Below are 19,088 nucleotides of genomic sequence, written 5' to 3'. Positions count from 1 at the left end.
TCGTATTTTTGCCAACAAATTGAGTTAATGTTTTAACAGGATGAACGTATTAGAACTAAGTGAACAGGAGATTATCAGACGAAACAGTCTGAATGAATTGCGCGCTATGGGCATCGAGCCATACCCCGCAGCTGAGTATGTAACCAATGCATTTTCTACAGATATAAAAGCTGAGTTCAAGGATGATGAGGAACCTCGCAAAGTATCGGTAGCCGGACGTATGATGAGCCGCCGTGTGATGGGTAAAGCTTCATTTATCGAATTACAGGATTCAAAAGGCCGTATCCAGGTGTATATCACCCGTGATGACATCTGCCCGGATGAAAACAAAGAAATGTACAACACTGTGTTCAAACGTCTGCTGGACCTTGGTGACTTTATCGGTATAGAAGGATTCGTATTCAGAACCCAAATGGGTGAAATCAGTATCCACGCTAAAAGACTGACCGTACTGTCCAAGTCTATCAAACCGCTTCCTATTGTAAAATACAAAGACGGAGTCGCTTACGACAAGTTTGAAGACCCTGAACTGCGTTATCGCCAACGTTATGTTGACCTTGCTGTGAATGAAGAGATAAAAGATATCTTCATCAAGCGCAGTAAAGTATATAGCTCTATGCGCGAATATTTCAACTCAAAAGGTTATATGGAAGTGGAAACCCCGATTCTGCAATCCATTGCCGGCGGAGCAGCCGCACGTCCATTCATAACTCACCACAACGCACTGGATATGCCGCTGTACATGCGTATTGCCAGTGAGTTGTACCTGAAAAGACTAATTGTAGGTGGTTTCGAAGGAGTGTATGAAATAGGTAAGAACTTCCGTAACGAAGGAATGGACCGCACGCACAATCCTGAATTTACCTGCATGGAAATATATGTTGCCTACAAGGACTATAACTGGATGATGGAATTTACAGAAAAAATGATTGAAAAAATCTGTCTGGATGTAAACGGCACCACTCAAGTAAAAGTAGGCGACAACATCATTGACTTCAAAGCCCCGTACAAACGTGTCACCATGCTGGACTCTATCAAGGAACACACCGGCTATGATCTGACAGGCATGAACGAAGAACAGATACGAGAAGTTTGCCAGAAACTCAATATGGAGATTGACGACACAATGGGCAAAGGCAAACTGATCGATGAAATCTTCGGAGAATTCTGCGAAGGTACTTACATCCAGCCGACTTTCATCACCGACTATCCGAAAGAAATGTCTCCGCTGACAAAGATACACCGCAGCAATCCGGATTTGACCGAGCGTTTCGAGCTGATGGTGAACGGCAAGGAACTGTGTAATGCATACTCCGAATTGAACGACCCGATTGACCAGTTGGAACGTTTCGAAGAACAAATGAGACTGAGCGAAAAAGGAGATGATGAAGCTATGATTATTGACAAAGACTTCGTCCGTGCGCTGGAATACGGTATGCCCCCCACTTCGGGTATGGGAATCGGTATGGACCGTCTGACGATGCTGATGACCGGACAGTCTACCATTCAGGAAGTATTGTTCTTCCCCCAGATGCGTCCCGAAAAGATTACTCCGAAAGACACTCCTGCCAAATTTATGGAACTGGGAATTTCAGAAGACTGGGTTCCTGTCATTCAGAAAGCAGGCTATAACCTGGTGAGCGATATGAAAGAAGTGAATCCGCAGAAGCTGCATATGGACATTTGCGGAATCAACAAAAAATATAAATTGGAATTAACCAATCCTACGGTGGACGAAGTTGCCGGATGGATTGCGAAAATTGAGAATTGAGAATTTAAAGATTGAGAATTATTCCAATTGTCAATTATCCATCATAAATAATAAGCATGAAATTGCCCGGTAAAATAGCGATAATGGGTGGTGGCAGCTGGGCCACGGCTATTGCAAAAATAGTCTTGGCTCAGGCTGAATCAATCAACTGGTATATGCGCCGCGACGACCGAATTGAAGAATTCAAACGTTTGGGACATAATCCGGCTTATCTGACAAGTGTGCGCTTTGAAATAAAGAACATCAACTTCTCTTCAGATATCAACAAGATAGTAAAGGAATCGGATACCCTGATATTCGTTACCCCCTCTCCCTATCTGAAAAGCCACCTGAAAAAGCTGAAAACCAAAATAAAGGACAAGTTCATTGTCACTGCTATCAAGGGTATCGTCCCTGACGAGAACCTGATTGTTTCCGATTATTTTCATCAGGTATACGGTGTTCCCGAAGAGAATATAGCCGTCATTGCAGGTCCGTGCCACGCAGAAGAAGTAGCCTTGGAGCGTCTTTCCTATCTGACTATCGGATGTAAAGACATTGACAAGGCGAAGATATTCGCCCGGCAGCTGGCCGGACATTACATAAAAACTTCTGTAAGCCCGGATGTGGCAGGTATAGAATACGCTTCGGTATTGAAGAATATTTATGCTATCGCCGCTGGAATTTGCAGCGGTCTGAAATATGGCGACAATTTTCAGGCTGTATTGATTTCAAATGCCATTCAAGAGATGAACCGCTTCCTGAATACCGTACATCCCGTAGAGCGTTCTATTGATGATTCCGCTTATCTGGGTGACTTGTTGGTTACCTCCTATTCCAATTTCAGCCGGAACCGCGTATTCGGAACCATGATTGGTAAAGGTTATTCCGTAAAAAGCGCACAGATAGAAATGGAAATGATTGCCGAAGGATACTACGGAACGAAATGTATCAAGGAGCTAAACAAGCACTTGCACGTGAACATGCCTATCGTAGATGCCGTTTATAATATTTTATATGAGCGCATCTCGCCCATGATTGAGATTAAATTATTAACTGATTCATTCAGATAAAATATCAGATACAATGAAGAATATTAGTTTAAACATCGACAAAGTAGCCGGTTTTGTTTCTAAGGAAACAATCGCTGCTTACGAACCTCAGGTGAAAGCCTGCATGGAAACATTGGAAAACGGTACAGGTAAAGGTAATGACTTCTTGGGTTGGTTGCATTTGCCATCGTCTATAACAGCCGAACATTTGGCTGACTTGAAAGCTACTGCCCAGGTTCTGCGCGACAACTGCGAAGTAGTAGTCGTAGCAGGTATCGGTGGAAGCTATCTGGGAGCACGTGCCGTAATAGAAGCTTTATCCAATAGTTTTCAATGGTTGAAAGCAAAACAAGACGGACCCGTCATCGTTTTTGCAGGCCACAATATCGGCGAAGATTACTTGTTCGAGTTGACTGAATACTTGAAGGACAAAAAGTTCGGTGTAATTAATATTTCCAAGTCTGGTACTACTACAGAAACCGCCTTAGCTTTCCGTTTACTGAAAAAACAGTGTGAAGACCAGCTTGGCAAGGAAATGGCGAAGAAAGTGATTGTTGCCGTTACAGATGCCAAAAAGGGTGCCGCACGTGTTACAGCCGACAAGGAAGGATATCAGACTTTCATTATCCCCGATAATGTAGGCGGTCGTTTCTCTGTCCTTACTCCAGTAGGTTTGCTGCCTATCGCAGTGGCAGGATTTGACATTGAGAAACTAGTGGAAGGCGCACGCACGATGGAAACAATATGTGGTCCGGCTACTCCGTTTGCCGAAAATCCTGCCGCTGTTTATGCTGCCACCCGCAATGAATTGTATAAAGACGGAAAGAAGATTGAGATTTTGGTAAACTTCAATCCCAAACTGCACTATATGAACGAATGGTGGAAACAATTGTACGGTGAATCCGAAGGTAAGGATGGTAAAGGTATTTATCCGTCTGCCGTCGACTTCTCTACCGATCTCCATTCTATGGGACAGTGGATTCAGGAAGGTGAACGTACTATCTTCGAAACAGTTATCTCTATCGAAAACCCGGAACATACGCTTCAAGTTCCTTCGGACAGCGAAAATTTGGATGGCTTGAATTTCTTGGCAGGAAAGCGTGTAGACGAAGTGAACAAGATGGCAGAACTAGGTACTCAGCTGGCACACGTTGACGGTGGTGTACCCAATATGCGACTGATTGTACCCGAACTGAATGAATACTACCTGGGAGAAATCATCTATTTCTTTGAAAAAGCTTGTGGTATCAGCGGTTATTTGCTGGAAGTAAATCCGTTCAACCAACCAGGCGTGGAAGCATACAAGAAAAATATGTTTGCTTTGTTGAATAAACCGGGATACGAAGAAGAGTCTAAAGCTATCCAAGCTAGATTATAATATCAAGAACCTATTCAGAATGCCATTTATCAATGTCATTCCGAATAACAGTGAAGAATCTGAAAGCATCCATCAAATGCTTGCAGATTCTTCACTTTATTCCAATCCAACGGTCACACCTTTGGAAGTAATAACTATACATTTATTCTATGTTTAAAGAAGCGATAAATAACTATCTTCATACTCATGGATACGAATCCATCGACTTGAAAGCCGTATTATTCGATATGGACGGCGTGCTGTTCGACTCCATGCCCAACCATGCTGAGTCATGGCATAAAATAATGAAACGCTTCGGTTTCGGCCTCAGCCGAGAAGAAGCTTATATGCACGAAGGGCGTACCGGTGCATCTACGATCAATATAGTAAGTCGTCGGGAACGTGGGCATGATGCTACTGAAGAAGAAATAAAAGCTATCTACCAAGCCAAAACTGAAGAATTCAACAAATGCCCCAAAGCAGAACGGATGCCCGGCGCACTGGAAGTATTGACTAAAATAAAGAGTGAAGGACTGACTCCGATGGTAGTAACCGGTTCGGGACAAACTTCGTTATTGGACCGATTGAATCATAATTTTCCGGGCATATTCCAAGCCAACTTAATGGTTACCGCCTTTGATGTGAAATATGGGAAACCAAATCCGGAACCATATCTGATGGCCCTAAAGAAAGGCGGCTTTAAACCCAATGAAGCGTTAGTAATAGAAAATGCACCACTAGGTGTACAGGCGGGAGTTGCAGCCGGTATTTTTACCATCGCCGTGAATACAGGACCATTGCACGACAATGTGTTACTGAATGAAGGAGCGAATTTACTTTTTCATTCCATGCCCGATTTCAATGAAAATTGGGAAACACTAAAGCAAACTATTAAAAATAAATAGGGGCTTATTTAAGCCCCTATTTATTTTTAATTCGCCATATTTATTCAAACAGTTTACTGCGCGACAACATACAAGCACCGATGATCCCGGCTCTTTCTTTCAATTTAGATTCTACAATAACAGAATCACGGTTCATCAAGTTCAGTGTATATTTTCGAATAGCTGTAGTGATGGGTTGTGTCAAATAATCACCTGTACGTGACAATGCACCACCAATAATGACTAGCTCCGGATTAAATATATTAATAAGTCCCGCTACATGGCGACCTAATTTCACTCCGATTTCTTCCACCAGTTCAATACACAGCAAATCTTCCTTATTTACCGCATCAATGATATCATCCAAGGTCAAATCTTCCAAATTTTTCTTGGTATTGGAGATAATAGAGTTTTCACCATTATTAATATGTTCCAACAGAATACGATGCAAAGCAGCCCCCGAAACTTCCGTTTCTATGCATCCTTTTTTCCCACAATGGCAGATAATCTCATTCTCATATCCAAAATTATGCCCGAATTCGCCAGAGAAACCAGATTTTCCTTTATAAATCTTTCCATCAATGATAATTCCCATACCCAATCCCCAACTGACATTGATAAAGATGATATTCTTCTCACCTTTCACAACACCTTGCATATACTCACCGTAAATCATAGCACGAGTATCGTTATCAATAGAAACACGATAACCACCCACCTTTTCTGATATGACATCCGTCAACGGGCGCTCATCAAAATTGAATATACTGTAACTATATCCCAAATCCGGATTCACACGCCCGGAAAGATTTACATTAATATTTAATATCTTATCTTTCTCAACACTGACTTTTTGAAGAAAATGTTTAATCAACTTACACAATTCGTCTAAACTCTCAGGGGTATTCTTCGCTTTAAAAGGAACATTCATTTTTAGCTGAACTACATCTCCTTTAAAATTTATCAACCCTAAGTTAATGGAAAACTGACGCACTTCAACACCTACAAAATATCCGGAATCTGCATTCAAACCATACAAACTGGGATGTCTTCCCCCACTGGTTTCCAGCTTTCCATAGTCGTTAATGTAACCTTCCTCACACATTTCATCAATGAATTTTGTAACTGTAGGCACACTTAAATCCATCTCTCTTGCTAAATCAGTAATCGTAGAGCTTCCATTATAAATATAATGGGTAATGATTTTCTTCTTCATCACAGCCATCTTTGAGCCCTTTTCAATTTCTTTCAACAAATTCTCACCCATAATAAAATATTCCGTTAATGTCCACAAATATAGTTATTTTTTTATGAAATCAAATCACATTTAAAGAGAATTTTCAAAAATTATTTTAGAAGATGTAAGCTAATTATCATTTTTTGTAACAATTCCATTTTCCATATACATTTAAAGAACGTTTCTAAGTCGCTTATTTATCTTTCTATTTATTAAAAGAGTGATTATTAATAAATAAATTTAGTTTTCACTTGTTGTTTTCATAAATCATTTATATATTTGCACGCAACATGATTAAGTAATATAAAATATTCATTTCAAATAAATTAAAGGCTATGGAAAAGATTCACGGATTAATTGACGCACCTTTTACTCCCTTTTATGAGAACGGAGAAGTAAATTATGAACCGATTGAAGCCTATTGCCAACTATTGGTTAGAAACGGACTTCAAGGCGTATTTATCAATGGTTCTTCCGGAGAGGGCTATATGCTGACAGAAGACGAACGCATGAAACTGGCTGAACGTTGGATGGAAGTAGCACCCGAAGGATTCAAAGTCATTGTCCATGTAGGAAGCACTTGTGTAAAATCAAGCAAACGTCTGGCGGAACACGCTCAGAAAATCGGAGCATGGGGTATCGGAGCAATGGCACCTCCTTTCCCGAAGGTAGGACGCATTGAGGAATTGGTGAAATACTGCGAAGAAATAGCATGCGGCGCTCCTGCACTTCCTTTCTATTTTTATCATATCCCAGCTTTCAATGGAGCATACCTCTCAATGGTAGCATTCTTGGAAGCCGTAGACGGTCGCATTCCTAATTTCGCCGGCATCAAATATACTTTCGAAAGCCTGTATGAATACAACCAATGCCGTTTATATAAAAATGGCAAATTCGACATGTTGCACGGCCAGGATGAAACGATCCTTCCATGTCTGGCTATGGGCGGTGCACAGGGCGGTATCGGTGGAACAACCAACTATAACGGCAAAGAACTCACAGGCATCATCGAAGCATGGAAAGCCGGTGATCTGGAATTGGCACGCGAACGCCAGAATTTCGCGCAGGAAGTTATCAATGTCATCTGTCACTATCGTGGAAACATCGTTGGCGGCAAACGCATCATGAAACTGATAGGGCTGGATTTAGGAAAGAACCGGACTCCATTCCAAAATATGACAGATGAGGAAGAAGCTGCCATGAAAGCCGAACTGGAAGCAATCAATTTCTTCGAAAGATGTAACAAATAAACCAGAACCACGATGTTTTCAATAGATTATATAAAAGAATGGTCAGAATCATACAAAACAGATCTGACCACTAATATCATGCCGTTTTGGCTGAAATACGGGCTGGACAAGGTCAATGGAGGTATTTATACCTGTGTTGACCGGGACGGCAGCTTGATGGACACCACCAAATCGGTGTGGTTCCAAGGAAGATTTGCTTTTATCTGTTCCTATGCGTATAATAATATAGAAAAGAACGAAGCATGGCTGGCAGCAGCTAAAAGTACAATAGACTTTATAGAAGCGCATTGTTTTGACTCTGACGGACGTATGTATTTCGAGGTGACTGCCGAAGGCACTCCCTTGCGCAAACGCCGTTATATTTTCTCGGAGTCATTCGCAGCCATCGCCATGTCGGAATATGCCATCGCATCCGGTGACCAGACGTATGCCGTAAAAGCATTAGACTTGTTCAAACGGATGCAGTATTTTATGGAAACACCGGGCATACTCCCTCCTAAATATCTGGATACTCTTCCTATGAAAGGACATTCCATCACAATGATCCTGATTAATGTAGCATCACGTATCCGCCAGGCCATTCAAGATGAAAGCTTCAACGGACAGATTGACGCTTCCATCGCCCAACTGCGCAAAGATTTCATGCATCCCGAATTCAAGGCGTTGCTTGAAACGGTAGGTCCCCATGGAGAATTCATCGACAGCAACATGGGCCGCACCATCAATCCGGGACATTGTATCGAGACAGCCTGGTTTCTGCTGGAAGAAGCCAAATACCGTAATTGGGACAAAGATATTACGGAATTGGCCCTCACTATCCTTGATTGGTCTTGGGAGTGGGGATGGGACAAAGAATTCGGAGGTATCATCAACTTCAAAGACTGCAAGAACCTTCCGCCACAGGATTATTCCCAAGACATGAAATTCTGGTGGCCTCAGACAGAGGCTATCATCGCTACTTTGTATGCATATTTAGCAACCGGAAATGAAAAATACCTTGACATGCACAAGCAAATCAGCGATTGGACATACACCCATTTCCCTGATAAAGAGTGTGGAGAATGGTTTGGATATCTCCATCGTGACGGCACGCCTGCACAAATGGCCAAGGGTAACCTGTTCAAAGGCCCGTTCCACATTCCAAGAATGATGATCAAGGGCTATACATTATGCGAGGAAATACTCGACAGCAAAAAATCACATTTATAAAGCCCTTTATCTATTAGCATGAAAAACAGTAAAATTTATCCTTGGGTTGTAGTAGGATTATTATGGGGTGTCGCCCTGTTGAATTACATGGACCGGCAAATGTTGTCCACAATGAGAGATGCCATGGCGGTGGATATCACCGAGCTTCAGTCAGCTGCCAATTTTGGGCGACTGATGGGAGTCTTTCTTTGGATATATGGCTGTATGAGCCCTATAGCCGGAATGGTGGGCGACCGCATGAACCGCAAATGGCTTATTGTTGGCAGTTTGTTTGTATGGTCGGCCGTCACTTATCTGATGGGAATCGCCGACACCTATAATGAAGTTTTTTTCCTTCGCGCCTTGATGGGAATCAGCGAAGCGCTCTATATTCCTGCCGGATTGTCACTGATCGCCGACTATCACTCCGATAAGTCACGTTCATTAGCCATCGGTATTCACATGACCGGGCTCTACACCGGGCAGGCCATCGGAGGTTTCGGCGCTACAGTAGCCGCTGCTTTTTCCTGGCATACAACCTTTCATTGGTTCGGCATCGCCGGCATCGCATACGCCGTAATTTTGATGCTTTTTCTACATGAAAAGAAGGATAGAATACAAATTGAACAAATAAATTCACCTTCCGGTAAAGAAAAAAGCAATTTATTGAAGGGATTATCATTACTTTTCAGTAATATTGCATTCTGGGTGATTCTGCTATATTTCGCAGCCCCCAGTTTACCGGGATGGGCAACCAAAAACTGGTTACCTACCTTGTTCGCCGAGAACCTGAATATACCGATGTCACAAGCCGGCCCCATGTCGACTATCACCATCGCGCTATCCTCGTTCATTGGCGTAATTATTGGTGGAACCTTATCCGATAAGTGGGTGCAAAGAAATATAAAAGGACGTGTGTACACGGGTGCCATCGGCTTGGGACTTACTATTCCATCCCTGCTTTTACTAGGGTTCGGACACAGTTTCGTAGCTGTTGTGGGAGCTGGATTATTATTCGGAATCGGTTATGGTATCTTCGATGCCAACAATATGCCGATTCTATGCCAGTTCGTATCATCCAAACACCGTGCTACCGCCTATGGTATCATGAATATGACAGGCGTGTTTGCGGGAGCAGCCATTACCGAAGTCTTGGGAAAGTGGACAGACGGCGGTAAGTTGGGACTGGGATTTGCCATGTTGGCTATTATTGTGCTTATCGCACTGGTAGTACAATTGACATTCCTCCGTCCCAAAACGGATAATATGGAATAACCCGTATAGTTAACTTAACACTTAAAACTTAAAAAAGAAAGAACCATGAGAGTAATTATTGAATCTGATTACCAAGCGCTGTCACAATGGGCGGCAAACTATGTAGCTAGTAAAATCAATGCGGCAAATCCGACTCCTGAAAAACCTTTTGTTTTAGGTTGTCCCACAGGATCTTCACCGCTAGGCATGTACAAAGCGCTGATAGAACTGAACAAGCAGGGAAAAGTATCTTTCCAGAATGTCGTTACTTTCAATATGGACGAATATGTAGGCTTGCCTGAAGATCATCCAGAAAGCTACCATACATTTATGTGGAAAAACTTTTTTAACCATATTGATATAAAGAAAGAAAATGTACATATCCTGAACGGAAATGCCGAAGACCTGGAAGCAGAATGCGCCAACTACGAAAAACAAATAGCCGAAATCGGAGGCATCGACCTGTTTATGGGAGGTATCGGTCCCGACGGACATATCGCATTCAACGAGCCGGGCTCATCTTTGTCTTCACGCACACGTATCAAAACACTGACTACAGACACAATCATTGCAAACTCACGTTTCTTTGACAATGACGTGAACAAAGTACCTAAAACTGCGTTAACAGTAGGTGTAGGGACTGTCCTTTCAGCCAAAGAAGTTCTGATTATCTGCAACGGGCACAACAAAGCACGTGCTTTGCAACATGCCGTTGAAGGTGGTATTACACAAATGTGGACTATCAGTGCATTACAAATGCACCAGCATGGCATCATTGTTTGTGACGAAGCCGCTACAGACGAACTGAAAGTCGGTACCTACAAATATTTCAAAGACATCGAAAAAGCTAATTTGTAATTTATGAGAACAAACTTAAGTTCGCAGATTTCTCTGAACAGAGTATCTCCGAAATATTATAAACCCGAAAATGCGGTGGAACGTTCTGTCTTGACCCGCTGCGAAAAAGTGCCTACCGACATCTATGAAACGATGGAGGAAGGCGTGCAGCACATTGCCAACGAAATTACGGCAAAAATTCAGGAACGTCAGCGCGAAGGAAAGTTCTGCGTGATTGGGGCTGGAACCGGTGCTTCATTACGGCCGCTTTATGCCGAACTGGTCCGTAAACATAAAGATGAAGGACTAAGTTTCCGTAACGTAGTAATTTTCAATTTATATGAATATTACCCCTTGGTTTCCGAAGGGGCTGGAAGCAGTTTCTCACAGCTGAACGACTTATTCCTAAGCCAAATCGACATCGATAAACAAAATGTATTCACCATCGACGGAACGATTCCGCAGGAAGCTGTCATCGAATACTGCCGCCTGTACGAACAACGTATCCAGACTTTTGGCGGTATAGACATCGTATTAATGGGCATTGGTCGTGAAGGCAATATTGCCATGAACGAGCCGGGATCAAGCTTGAGCTCCCCTACCCGACTGATTTTGATTGACTCAACCTCGCGTGCTGAAGCTGCACACAACTTGGGAGTGGACAATCTCCCTCCCTGTTCCATCACGATGGGTGTGGCAACTATTATGGCTGCCCGCAAAATCTATTTGCTGGCATGGGGAGATGACAAAGCCGATATCATCAAGAAAGCGGTGGAAGACAAAGTGAGCGACACTCTGCCTGCTTCTTATCTGCAAATGCATAACAATGCAAATGTCTGCATAGATCTGGCAGCGGCTTCTCACCTTACCCGTATCCAACGTCCGTGGCTGGTAACCAATTGCGAATGGAACGACAAATTGATTCGCAGCGCTATTGTATGGTTGTGTATGCGTGTCAAAAAACCGATTCTGAAACTGACCAACAAAGATTACAATGAAAACGGACTGAGCGAACTGCTGGCACTCTACGGTTCTGCTTACAACGTAAATATCAAAATATTCAATGACTTGCAGCACACCATCACCGGATGGCCCGGCGGCAAGCCCAATGCAGATGACACCTATCGCCCCGAACGGGCAAAACCATTCCCGAAACGCGTGGTAGTCTTCTCTCCGCACCCGGATGATGACGTAATCTCAATGGGTGGAACTTTACGGCGTTTGGTTCAGCAAGGTCACGAAGTACACGTAGCATACGAAACTTCCGGAAACATTGCCGTAGGCGATGAAGAAGTAGTACGTTTCATGCACTTCATCAACGGTTTCAACCAACTTTTTGATGAAAACTCCAACGAAACCATCAAAAACAAATACGCTGAAATCAAGAAATTCCTTGCCGCTAAGAAAGAAGGCGATATGGACAGCCGCGATATCCTGACCATTAAAGGACTGATCCGTCGTGGCGAAGCCCGTACTGCAAGTACTTACAATCAAATTCCATTGAACCGTGTCCACTTCCTCGACTTGCCGTTCTATGAAACAGGAAAAATCGAGAAGAACCCTATCAGTGAAGCCGATGTGGAAATCGTTTTACAGTTACTACGTGACGTAAAACCCCACCAAATTTATGTGGCCGGTGACCTTGCCGACCCGCACGGAACCCATCGTGTCTGCACAGACGCAGTGCTTGCCGCTATCGACATCGAAAAAGAAGCCGGTGCCGAATGGTTGAAAGATTGCCGCATCTGGATGTATCGTGGCGCATGGGCGGAATGGGAAATTGAAAACATTGAAATGGCCGTACCGTTCAGTCCGGAAGAATTGCGTGCTAAACGTAACTCCATCTTAAAGCATCAGTCTCAGATGGAAAGCGCACCGTTCCTGGGCAACGACGAACGTCTGTTCTGGCAAAGAAGTGAAGACCGCAACCGGGGTACCGCTGCTTTGTATGACCAACTTGGTTTGGCATGTTATGAAGCAATGGAGGCCTTCGTAGAATACGTACCCCTATAATTTAAGAAACAACCTAACCTAATTTTATACTAACCTTTAACCAAAAAACCGAAAATCCCCGACGGATGTGATATCCCTCGGGGATTATTTTTAGATTTCCATTTATTGCAAATGATATCCCATAGTCATCCTCACCACAGCTACCTGCTTCGAGCAACACACCCCAAACTACATCTCATAATTCATTAATCCCATAGCCAAACAAAGCAAAATCCCCCAGACAAGGATCTTCGGGAAAAACCTCAGCCAAAGCCGCAGTAATAGTTCTTGCGTTATTCAGCGTATAAGATTTACTTCGGGTCAGCCCCAATCTGAAAGCCATCTCACTGACATGTGTATCCAAAGGGATAATCAACTCACATGGAGAGAAATTCCTCCAGATTCCAAAATCCACTTCCGAATCGCGACGGATCATCCAGCGCAGAAACATATTCAATTTCTTTTGCGGCGCCTTATCCGACACTCCAAACAAACGGCAAAGACGTTGCATCGGAGTTCCATCCGTTTCGCAAAGAAGAGCATCCTCCATACTCTCATACCTATTATATATAGTATACAGCCAATGAAACAATTGTGCCATTCTATTTTTTGAAACTGTCCGATAGAACGACTCCTCACCACAGAAATCAGTTTTCCAGTTCCCGGACAACACATACTGCAAAGGCTGCCGGTTCATTATGGAATCCAGCCGTTCTGCCGCCTTCAGTATTTGAGGGCGGGCTCCGAAACTAAGAAAAGCAGTCAGAAAAGCACTGATTTCAATATCCGCTTTGAAATGATAGCGATGCGGGAACTGTACCGGATCAGAAGAAATAAAATCAGAGTTATGATACCGGTCAGCATATTTCCGCAAAAAATCAGCCACCGCCATCCGGCTCTCATGAGTTTGCCGTTCTGTAATATAAGACATGAATCGCTCTTGTTCGTTCTTTCGGGTCATAAATAAAACGTTTATGATTTGTACACAAAGGTATATTAAAATAAAATAGATTGCATTTTCAGAAATCAAATTCCATCCTTAATCCTCAACTTGCCTTTTCTATATTCTTTAGGTGAAATCCCCACATATTGCTTAAAATACTTTCCAAAGAAAGACTGCGTAGGGAAATTCAATTGGTCTGCAATCTCCTTGATACTCAGATCCGATCCTTCAAGCAACTGTTTTGCCTCGGTAATCACCATTTGCACAATCCATTGCAAAGCACTATTTCCCGACTTCTCTTTAATGATGGTGGAAAAATAACGTGGAGTAATATGCTGCATCCTCGCATAATAAGCTACATCACGCTCCTTTCTATACAAACGGAAAAGAGCCAGCATGAAATTCTGAAAAATCACATCCTTCTTGTTCTGCGGCAAGGGCTGCATGGGTTGGTTGGCAAAATACATATTCAATATCTCATAGCAGAAAGTCTGCCCCATCGACTTGATCAGTTCCAAAGTCAGGCGTTGTTGCTGCAAATTCACCTCTTGCACATCCTCCGCCTCTATCCTCTCCCGCAAATTATCCAACAGATACTCCAAATGAGCACGTTGCTTATCCGAAAGTGATATACAAGGATGCTTCCGCATAAAAAGCTGGTTTTCCACATTGATCACCCTATTGACGATAGGAATGATATAATCTAAATCCACTTCAACCATAACCCCTTCCGCATCCTCACTCTTATGAAGCAGATGCACCAAGGTAGAAGCCATGTAAATATACACATCACCGGGATTTATCTGAAAATGCTTATCTTCCAGTGAAACCTCCACATTTCCTTTCCGGCAAAAGAAAAGGCCACATTTATTAAATGTCGAAATAATCTGTCCGTCTTTAAAGGCATACAGTTCACTATCCGAAAGAAATCTAAAGAGAAAAGGCATCTGTTGTCTGTCCATCAATCTATACATTCTTTAATTTACTGCAAAATAAATACAAATCGTAAACTTTCCAGCTACATAACAACCCAAAAATATACAAATCGGACAATTTATCATTCATATCAACCTTTTCTATCCTCTTGCTTCGGAATAACTTTGTATCAGAAAACTAATTGCACGAAAATCATAGTAGTATGAAACGAATTTATCTTATTCTAACAGGTATTTCCTTGATCTTACTAAGTTCCTGCGCACAACGTGCCCGGGAAGCCAAAGGTCATCAGACAGTAAAAATAGACACAGTTGTTTCTGCCGACAAACAAACGTTCCTGCAATTTCCGGGAAAGGTAAAAGCCGCACAAGATATCAGCCTTGCCTTCCGGGTAAGCGGAACCATCAGCAAAATACATGTAAAAGACGGCGCCCGTGTACAAGAGGGACAATTACTGGCCGAACTGGACCCCACCGACTATCAAGTACAACTGGATGCTACTGAAGCAGAATACCAGCAAATAAAAGCGGAAGCAGAAAGGGTCATGGCTCTTTACAAAGACAACGGAACCACCCCCAACGCCAATGACAAAGCCGTATACGGGCTCAAGCAAATCACCGCCAAGTACAAACACCATAAAGATCAGTTGGCTTACACCCGGCTCTATGCTCCTTTCAACGGGTATGTCCAGAAACGCCTGTTCGAAGCTCACGAAACCATCGGAGCCGGAATGCCCGTCATTGCCATGATCAGCGGCGGAACCCCCGAAGTGGAAATAAATCTGCCTGCGGCCGAATATATCCGCCGGGAGCAGTTCGACAATTATCACTGCACATTTGATATCTATCCGGGCGAAACCTACCCGCTGAAACTAATCAGTGTCACCCCGAAAGCCAACGCAAACCAACTATACACCATGCGCCTGCAAGTAGTACCCGGCACACGGGCTATCCCTTCTCCCGGCATGAACACCATGGTAACCATCCTTTGCCGTACAGAGCAGGAGAATACTCTTTCTGTCCCTACCGGCGCCATCCTGCAAAAAGAAGGCAAAGCGTATGTGTTCGTCTTTCATCCATCCAGCAATACCGTACACAGACAGGAAGTATCCATACTGCGCTTGTTGAACAACGGACACAGTCTCATCACTTCCAGACAACTGCAACCGGGAGAGCAGATTGTATCCTCGGGCGTACACCACATTGAGGATGGAGAAATTGTAAAACCTTTGTCACCGGTCACTAACACAAATATAGGAGGATTATTATAATGGACATCAGTAAATGGGCATTCCGGAACAGGAATCTGATTTATTTCCTGATAGCGGTTCTGCTGCTCGGCGGAGCCTACTCCTGCTATCAGATGAGCAAATTGGAAGACCCCGAAATAAAAGTGAAACTTGCCATGGTGGTCACCACCTATCCGGGTGCTTCCGCGCACCAGGTAGAACTGGAAGTAACGGATGTGCTTGAAAAGAACATCCGCACCATGGGCAACATTGACAATATAGAAAGTTATTCATACAACGACCTGTCCCTGATACAGATAGAACTGCTGAGCACCGTGCCGGACGATGACGTGGAACAATGCTGGGACATGCTGCGCCGCAAAGTAAGCGACGCCCGCGCCCTGTTGCCCGAAGGAGCCACCACCCCGATAGTCAAAGATGACTTCGGAAATGTATATGGCATGTTCTATGCCCTGACAGGTGACGGACTGTCCGACCGTGAACTGTCCGACTATGCCGAACTGGTAAAACGGGAAGTGAACGAACTGGAAGGTGTAGACCGTGTGGAACTCTACGGCAAACGTTCCGAATGCATCAATATCTCCCTGTTGCAAGACCGTATGGCAAACCTCGGTGTTAAACCTGCAGAAGTACTGGCAACCTTGAACGGCCAGAACAAAACCACCTATACAGGATATTATGAAAATGGTGAAAACCGTATCCGCGTCACAGTAAACGACAAATTCAAAACCGTAGAAGATATCGGAAAAATGCTGATTCAAGGACACGATGACGACCAGCTTCGCCTGAGTGACATCGCCCGTATAGAGAAAGCCTACGAGGACCCCACACGCAATGAAATGTTCTATGACCATGAACGCGCTCTCGGTATACTCATCGCTGCCTCCAGTGGTTCGGACATTATAAAAGTAGGCCATGCCGTAGAAAGCAAATTGGAAGAACTCAAAGCCGAACGTCTGCCCGCAGGAGTGGAATGCCACAAAATCTTCTATCAGCCCGAACGGGTAGGCAGCTCTTTGGGAACCTTTGTCATCAACCTGATAGAATCCGTCATCATCGTAGTACTGATACTGATGATAGCAATGGGGTTCAAGAGCGGCCTTATCATAGGTATCAGCCTGGTCATCACCGTATTCGGTTCTTTTCTGTTCCTTTATTCGGCAGGCGGAACCATGCAGCGCGTATCATTGGCTGCTTTTGTACTGGCAATGGGAATGTTGGTAGACAACGCCATCGTCATCATAGACGGCATACTGGTAGACTTGAAAGCCGGCAAAAACCGGATGGAAGCCATGACCGCCATCGGAAGACAGACAGCCATGCCTCTTCTGGGCGCGACACTGATAGCCATTATCGCCTTTCTACCCATCTACATGTCCCCCGACACCGCAGGCGTCTACACGCGCGACCTTTTCATCGTACTTGCCGTTTCCCTGTTGCTAAGCTGGATATTGGCACTGATCCATGTACCACTGATGGCCGACCGCCGGCTGCATCCTGCCATAGATACTGACAGTACCGGAAAGCGAGTATACAAAGGTAAAATCTATGCCACCCTCCGTTCGGCACTGCGGTTCGGTCTGGCCCACCGGTGGAGTTTTGTATTTGCCATGACCGGTCTGTTGCTGCTTTCCGTTTTCGGCTACCAATATATGCGTCAGGGCTTTTTCCCCGACATGGTTTACGACCAGCTTTATATGGAATACAAACTTCCGGAAGGGAATAACTATACACGTGTGGTTCGAGATTTGGAAGAAATAGAAACCTATCTGAAAGGACGGGAGGAAATAACCCACGTCACCACCTCCATAGGCGGTACGCCCGGACGCTATAATCTGGTACGGAGCATTGCCAACCCCTCACTTTCGTACGGCGAACTGATTATCGACTTCACCTCACCGGAAACCTTGGTAGAACATATAGACGAAATCCAAGCTTACCTCTCCCAAGCCTATCCGGACGCATACATCAAACTGAAAAGATATAATCTGATGTTCAAGAAATATCCCATAGAGGCGCAATTTCTGGGTCCCGATCCTGCCATCCTGCACCAACTGGCCGACAGCGCCCGCGCCATCATGGAAAGGACTCCGGAAGTCTGCCTCATCACCACCGACTGGGAACCTCAAGTACCCGTACTGACCATCGAATACGACCAGCCGTCCGCCCGTGCCCTCGGCCTGAGCCGTAATGATGTCAGCCTTTCCCTGCTCACAGCCACCGGAGGCATTCCTATCGGCTCTTTCTACGAAGGTATCCACAAAAACAACATCTACCTGAAATGCCTCGACGAGAAAGGAGAACCGATAGAGGACCTGGGCAACGCACAAGTCTTCTCGTCTCTGCCTTCCCTGAACGGACTGTTGAACGAGGAAACCATGGTGAAGCTGAAAGCCGGCACACTTTCGAAAGAAGATTTGGTGGAAAGCATCATGGGAAGTACACCGCTGAAACAAATCAGCAAAGAGATTGATATCCGGTGGGAAGATCCGGTAGTTCCCCGTTACAACGGGCAGAGAAGCCAGCGGGCACAATGTTCGCCCGCACCCGGCATTGAAACGGAAAAAGCACGTCTTGCCATCGCGGAACAGATAGAAAACATACCATTACCCGAAGGTTATTCACTGGTATGGCAAGGAGAAAAAATAGCCAGCGACCAGTCCATGAAGTACCTGTTCCAAAATTTCCCGTTAGCCATCATTCTGATGATTGCCATCCTCATCATGCTGTTCAAAGATTATCGCAAACCCATCATCATCTTCTGCTGTATTCCGATGATATTTGTAGGGGTGGTAGCGGTCATGCTGCTCACAGGAAAAGTCTTCAATTTCGTGGCTATTGTAGGCACATTGGGATTGATCGGCATGCTGATTAAAAACGGTATTGTGCTGATGGATGAAATCACCCTTCAGATCAATGAAGGAGTAGAACCGATCACCGCACTGATAGACAGTTCCCAAAGCCGTCTCCGCCCGGTCATGATGGCCTCGCTGACAACGATTCTGGGTATGATTCCCTTGCTGTCCGATGCCATGTTCGGTTCCTTGGCGGCAGCTATCATGGGTGGATTGCTGTGCAGCACACTGATCACGCTGCTCTTTATCCCTATATTATATGCCTTGTTCTTCAAGATAAAAAACAATTGATTCATTTCACTGA

The 19,088-nt window shown here is 44.2% G+C and carries 14 protein-coding genes; 11 read left to right on the top strand and 3 right to left on the bottom strand.

Features of this window, described 5'->3' with window-relative positions; all coding sequences use genetic code 11:
- The first annotated feature begins 40 nt into the window (after window positions 1-40).
- From lysS to RE317_RS06970, 4 genes are all read left to right on the top strand, one after another.
- Window positions 41-1,771, top strand: coding sequence for a lysine--tRNA ligase (gene lysS / locus RE317_RS06985; RefSeq protein WP_005839738.1), 1,731 nt, complete (start codon window positions 41-43; stop codon window positions 1,769-1,771).
- A gap of 56 nt (window positions 1,772-1,827) precedes the next feature.
- A complete protein-coding gene (locus RE317_RS06980) occupies window positions 1,828-2,823 on the top strand; it encodes an NAD(P)H-dependent glycerol-3-phosphate dehydrogenase (RefSeq protein ID WP_005839736.1) in 996 nt (331 codons plus the stop codon).
- Window positions 2,824-2,836: 13 nt separating this feature from the next.
- Window positions 2,837-4,180: a glucose-6-phosphate isomerase gene (locus tag RE317_RS06975; protein ID WP_008671463.1), complete on the top strand. Its 1,344-nt coding sequence runs from the start codon at window positions 2,837-2,839 to the stop codon at window positions 4,178-4,180.
- A gap of 149 nt (window positions 4,181-4,329) precedes the next feature.
- Window positions 4,330-5,064, top strand: coding sequence for an HAD family hydrolase (locus tag RE317_RS06970; RefSeq protein WP_005851323.1), 735 nt, complete (start codon window positions 4,330-4,332; stop codon window positions 5,062-5,064).
- 40 nt (window positions 5,065-5,104) lie between these two features.
- On the opposite strand, the gene RE317_RS06965 is transcribed toward RE317_RS06970, so the two are convergent.
- Window positions 5,105-6,310: an ROK family transcriptional regulator gene (locus RE317_RS06965; RefSeq protein WP_005851321.1), complete on the bottom strand. Its 1,206-nt coding sequence runs from the start codon at window positions 6,308-6,310 to the stop codon at window positions 5,105-5,107.
- Window positions 6,311-6,615: 305 nt separating this feature from the next.
- Here RE317_RS06965 and RE317_RS06960 point away from each other — a divergent pair, with 305 nt between their 5' ends.
- The 5 genes from RE317_RS06960 to RE317_RS06940 are packed head-to-tail and all read left to right on the top strand — an operon-like array spanning window position 6,616 to window position 12,822.
- On the top strand, window positions 6,616-7,530 hold the full coding sequence (locus tag RE317_RS06960; RefSeq protein ID WP_005851319.1) for a dihydrodipicolinate synthase family protein: 915 nt from the start codon (window positions 6,616-6,618) through the stop codon (window positions 7,528-7,530).
- 12 nt (window positions 7,531-7,542) lie between these two features.
- The gene (locus RE317_RS06955) at window positions 7,543-8,739 is read left to right on the top strand and encodes an AGE family epimerase/isomerase (RefSeq protein ID WP_008671464.1); all 1,197 of its coding nucleotides are present in this window, start codon (window positions 7,543-7,545) and stop codon (window positions 8,737-8,739) included.
- Between the two features lie 18 nt (window positions 8,740-8,757).
- Window positions 8,758-9,993: an MFS transporter gene (locus RE317_RS06950; protein WP_005839713.1), complete on the top strand. Its 1,236-nt coding sequence runs from the start codon at window positions 8,758-8,760 to the stop codon at window positions 9,991-9,993.
- Between the two features lie 45 nt (window positions 9,994-10,038).
- Window positions 10,039-10,830 carry a glucosamine-6-phosphate deaminase gene (nagB, locus tag RE317_RS06945; protein WP_005839711.1) on the top strand — a complete coding sequence of 264 codons (792 nt, stop codon included), beginning with the start codon at window positions 10,039-10,041 and terminating at the stop codon, window positions 10,828-10,830.
- Window positions 10,831-10,833: 3 nt separating this feature from the next.
- On the top strand, window positions 10,834-12,822 hold the full coding sequence (locus tag RE317_RS06940; RefSeq protein WP_005851315.1) for a glucosamine-6-phosphate deaminase: 1,989 nt from the start codon (window positions 10,834-10,836) through the stop codon (window positions 12,820-12,822).
- 175 nt (window positions 12,823-12,997) lie between these two features.
- Here the strand turns inward: RE317_RS06940 and RE317_RS06935 are convergent, their stop codons facing one another.
- Both RE317_RS06935 and RE317_RS06930 read right to left on the bottom strand, forming a co-directional pair.
- A complete protein-coding gene (locus RE317_RS06935) occupies window positions 12,998-13,762 on the bottom strand; it encodes a TIGR02757 family protein (protein ID WP_005851313.1) in 765 nt (254 codons plus the stop codon).
- A 65-nt stretch (window positions 13,763-13,827) separates the two neighbouring features.
- The gene (locus tag RE317_RS06930; protein ID WP_005851311.1) at window positions 13,828-14,706 is read right to left on the bottom strand and encodes a helix-turn-helix domain-containing protein; all 879 of its coding nucleotides are present in this window, start codon (window positions 14,704-14,706) and stop codon (window positions 13,828-13,830) included.
- A gap of 176 nt (window positions 14,707-14,882) precedes the next feature.
- Here RE317_RS06930 and RE317_RS06925 point away from each other — a divergent pair, with 176 nt between their 5' ends.
- Complete coding sequence (locus RE317_RS06925; protein ID WP_005839703.1) at window positions 14,883-15,950, top strand: efflux RND transporter periplasmic adaptor subunit; 1,068 nt, start codon at window positions 14,883-14,885, stop codon at window positions 15,948-15,950.
- Window positions 15,950-19,075 (top strand): efflux RND transporter permease subunit, encoded by a 3,126-nt coding sequence (locus tag RE317_RS06920; RefSeq protein ID WP_005851307.1) that lies wholly within the window; start codon window positions 15,950-15,952, stop codon window positions 19,073-19,075. Before RE317_RS06925 ends, RE317_RS06920 begins: the two co-directional genes overlap by 1 nt.
- The last annotated feature ends 13 nt before the right edge of the window (window positions 19,076-19,088 follow it).

Origin of the sequence: Phocaeicola sp. GP0067 (assembly GCF_031119655.1) — a bacterium.
In the GTDB taxonomy this organism is placed as follows: Bacteria; Bacteroidota; Bacteroidia; order Bacteroidales; family Bacteroidaceae; genus Phocaeicola; species Phocaeicola vulgatus.
Note: the sequence above shows the minus strand (reverse complement) of the source record. Positions and strands in the feature narration are given on the sequence as shown.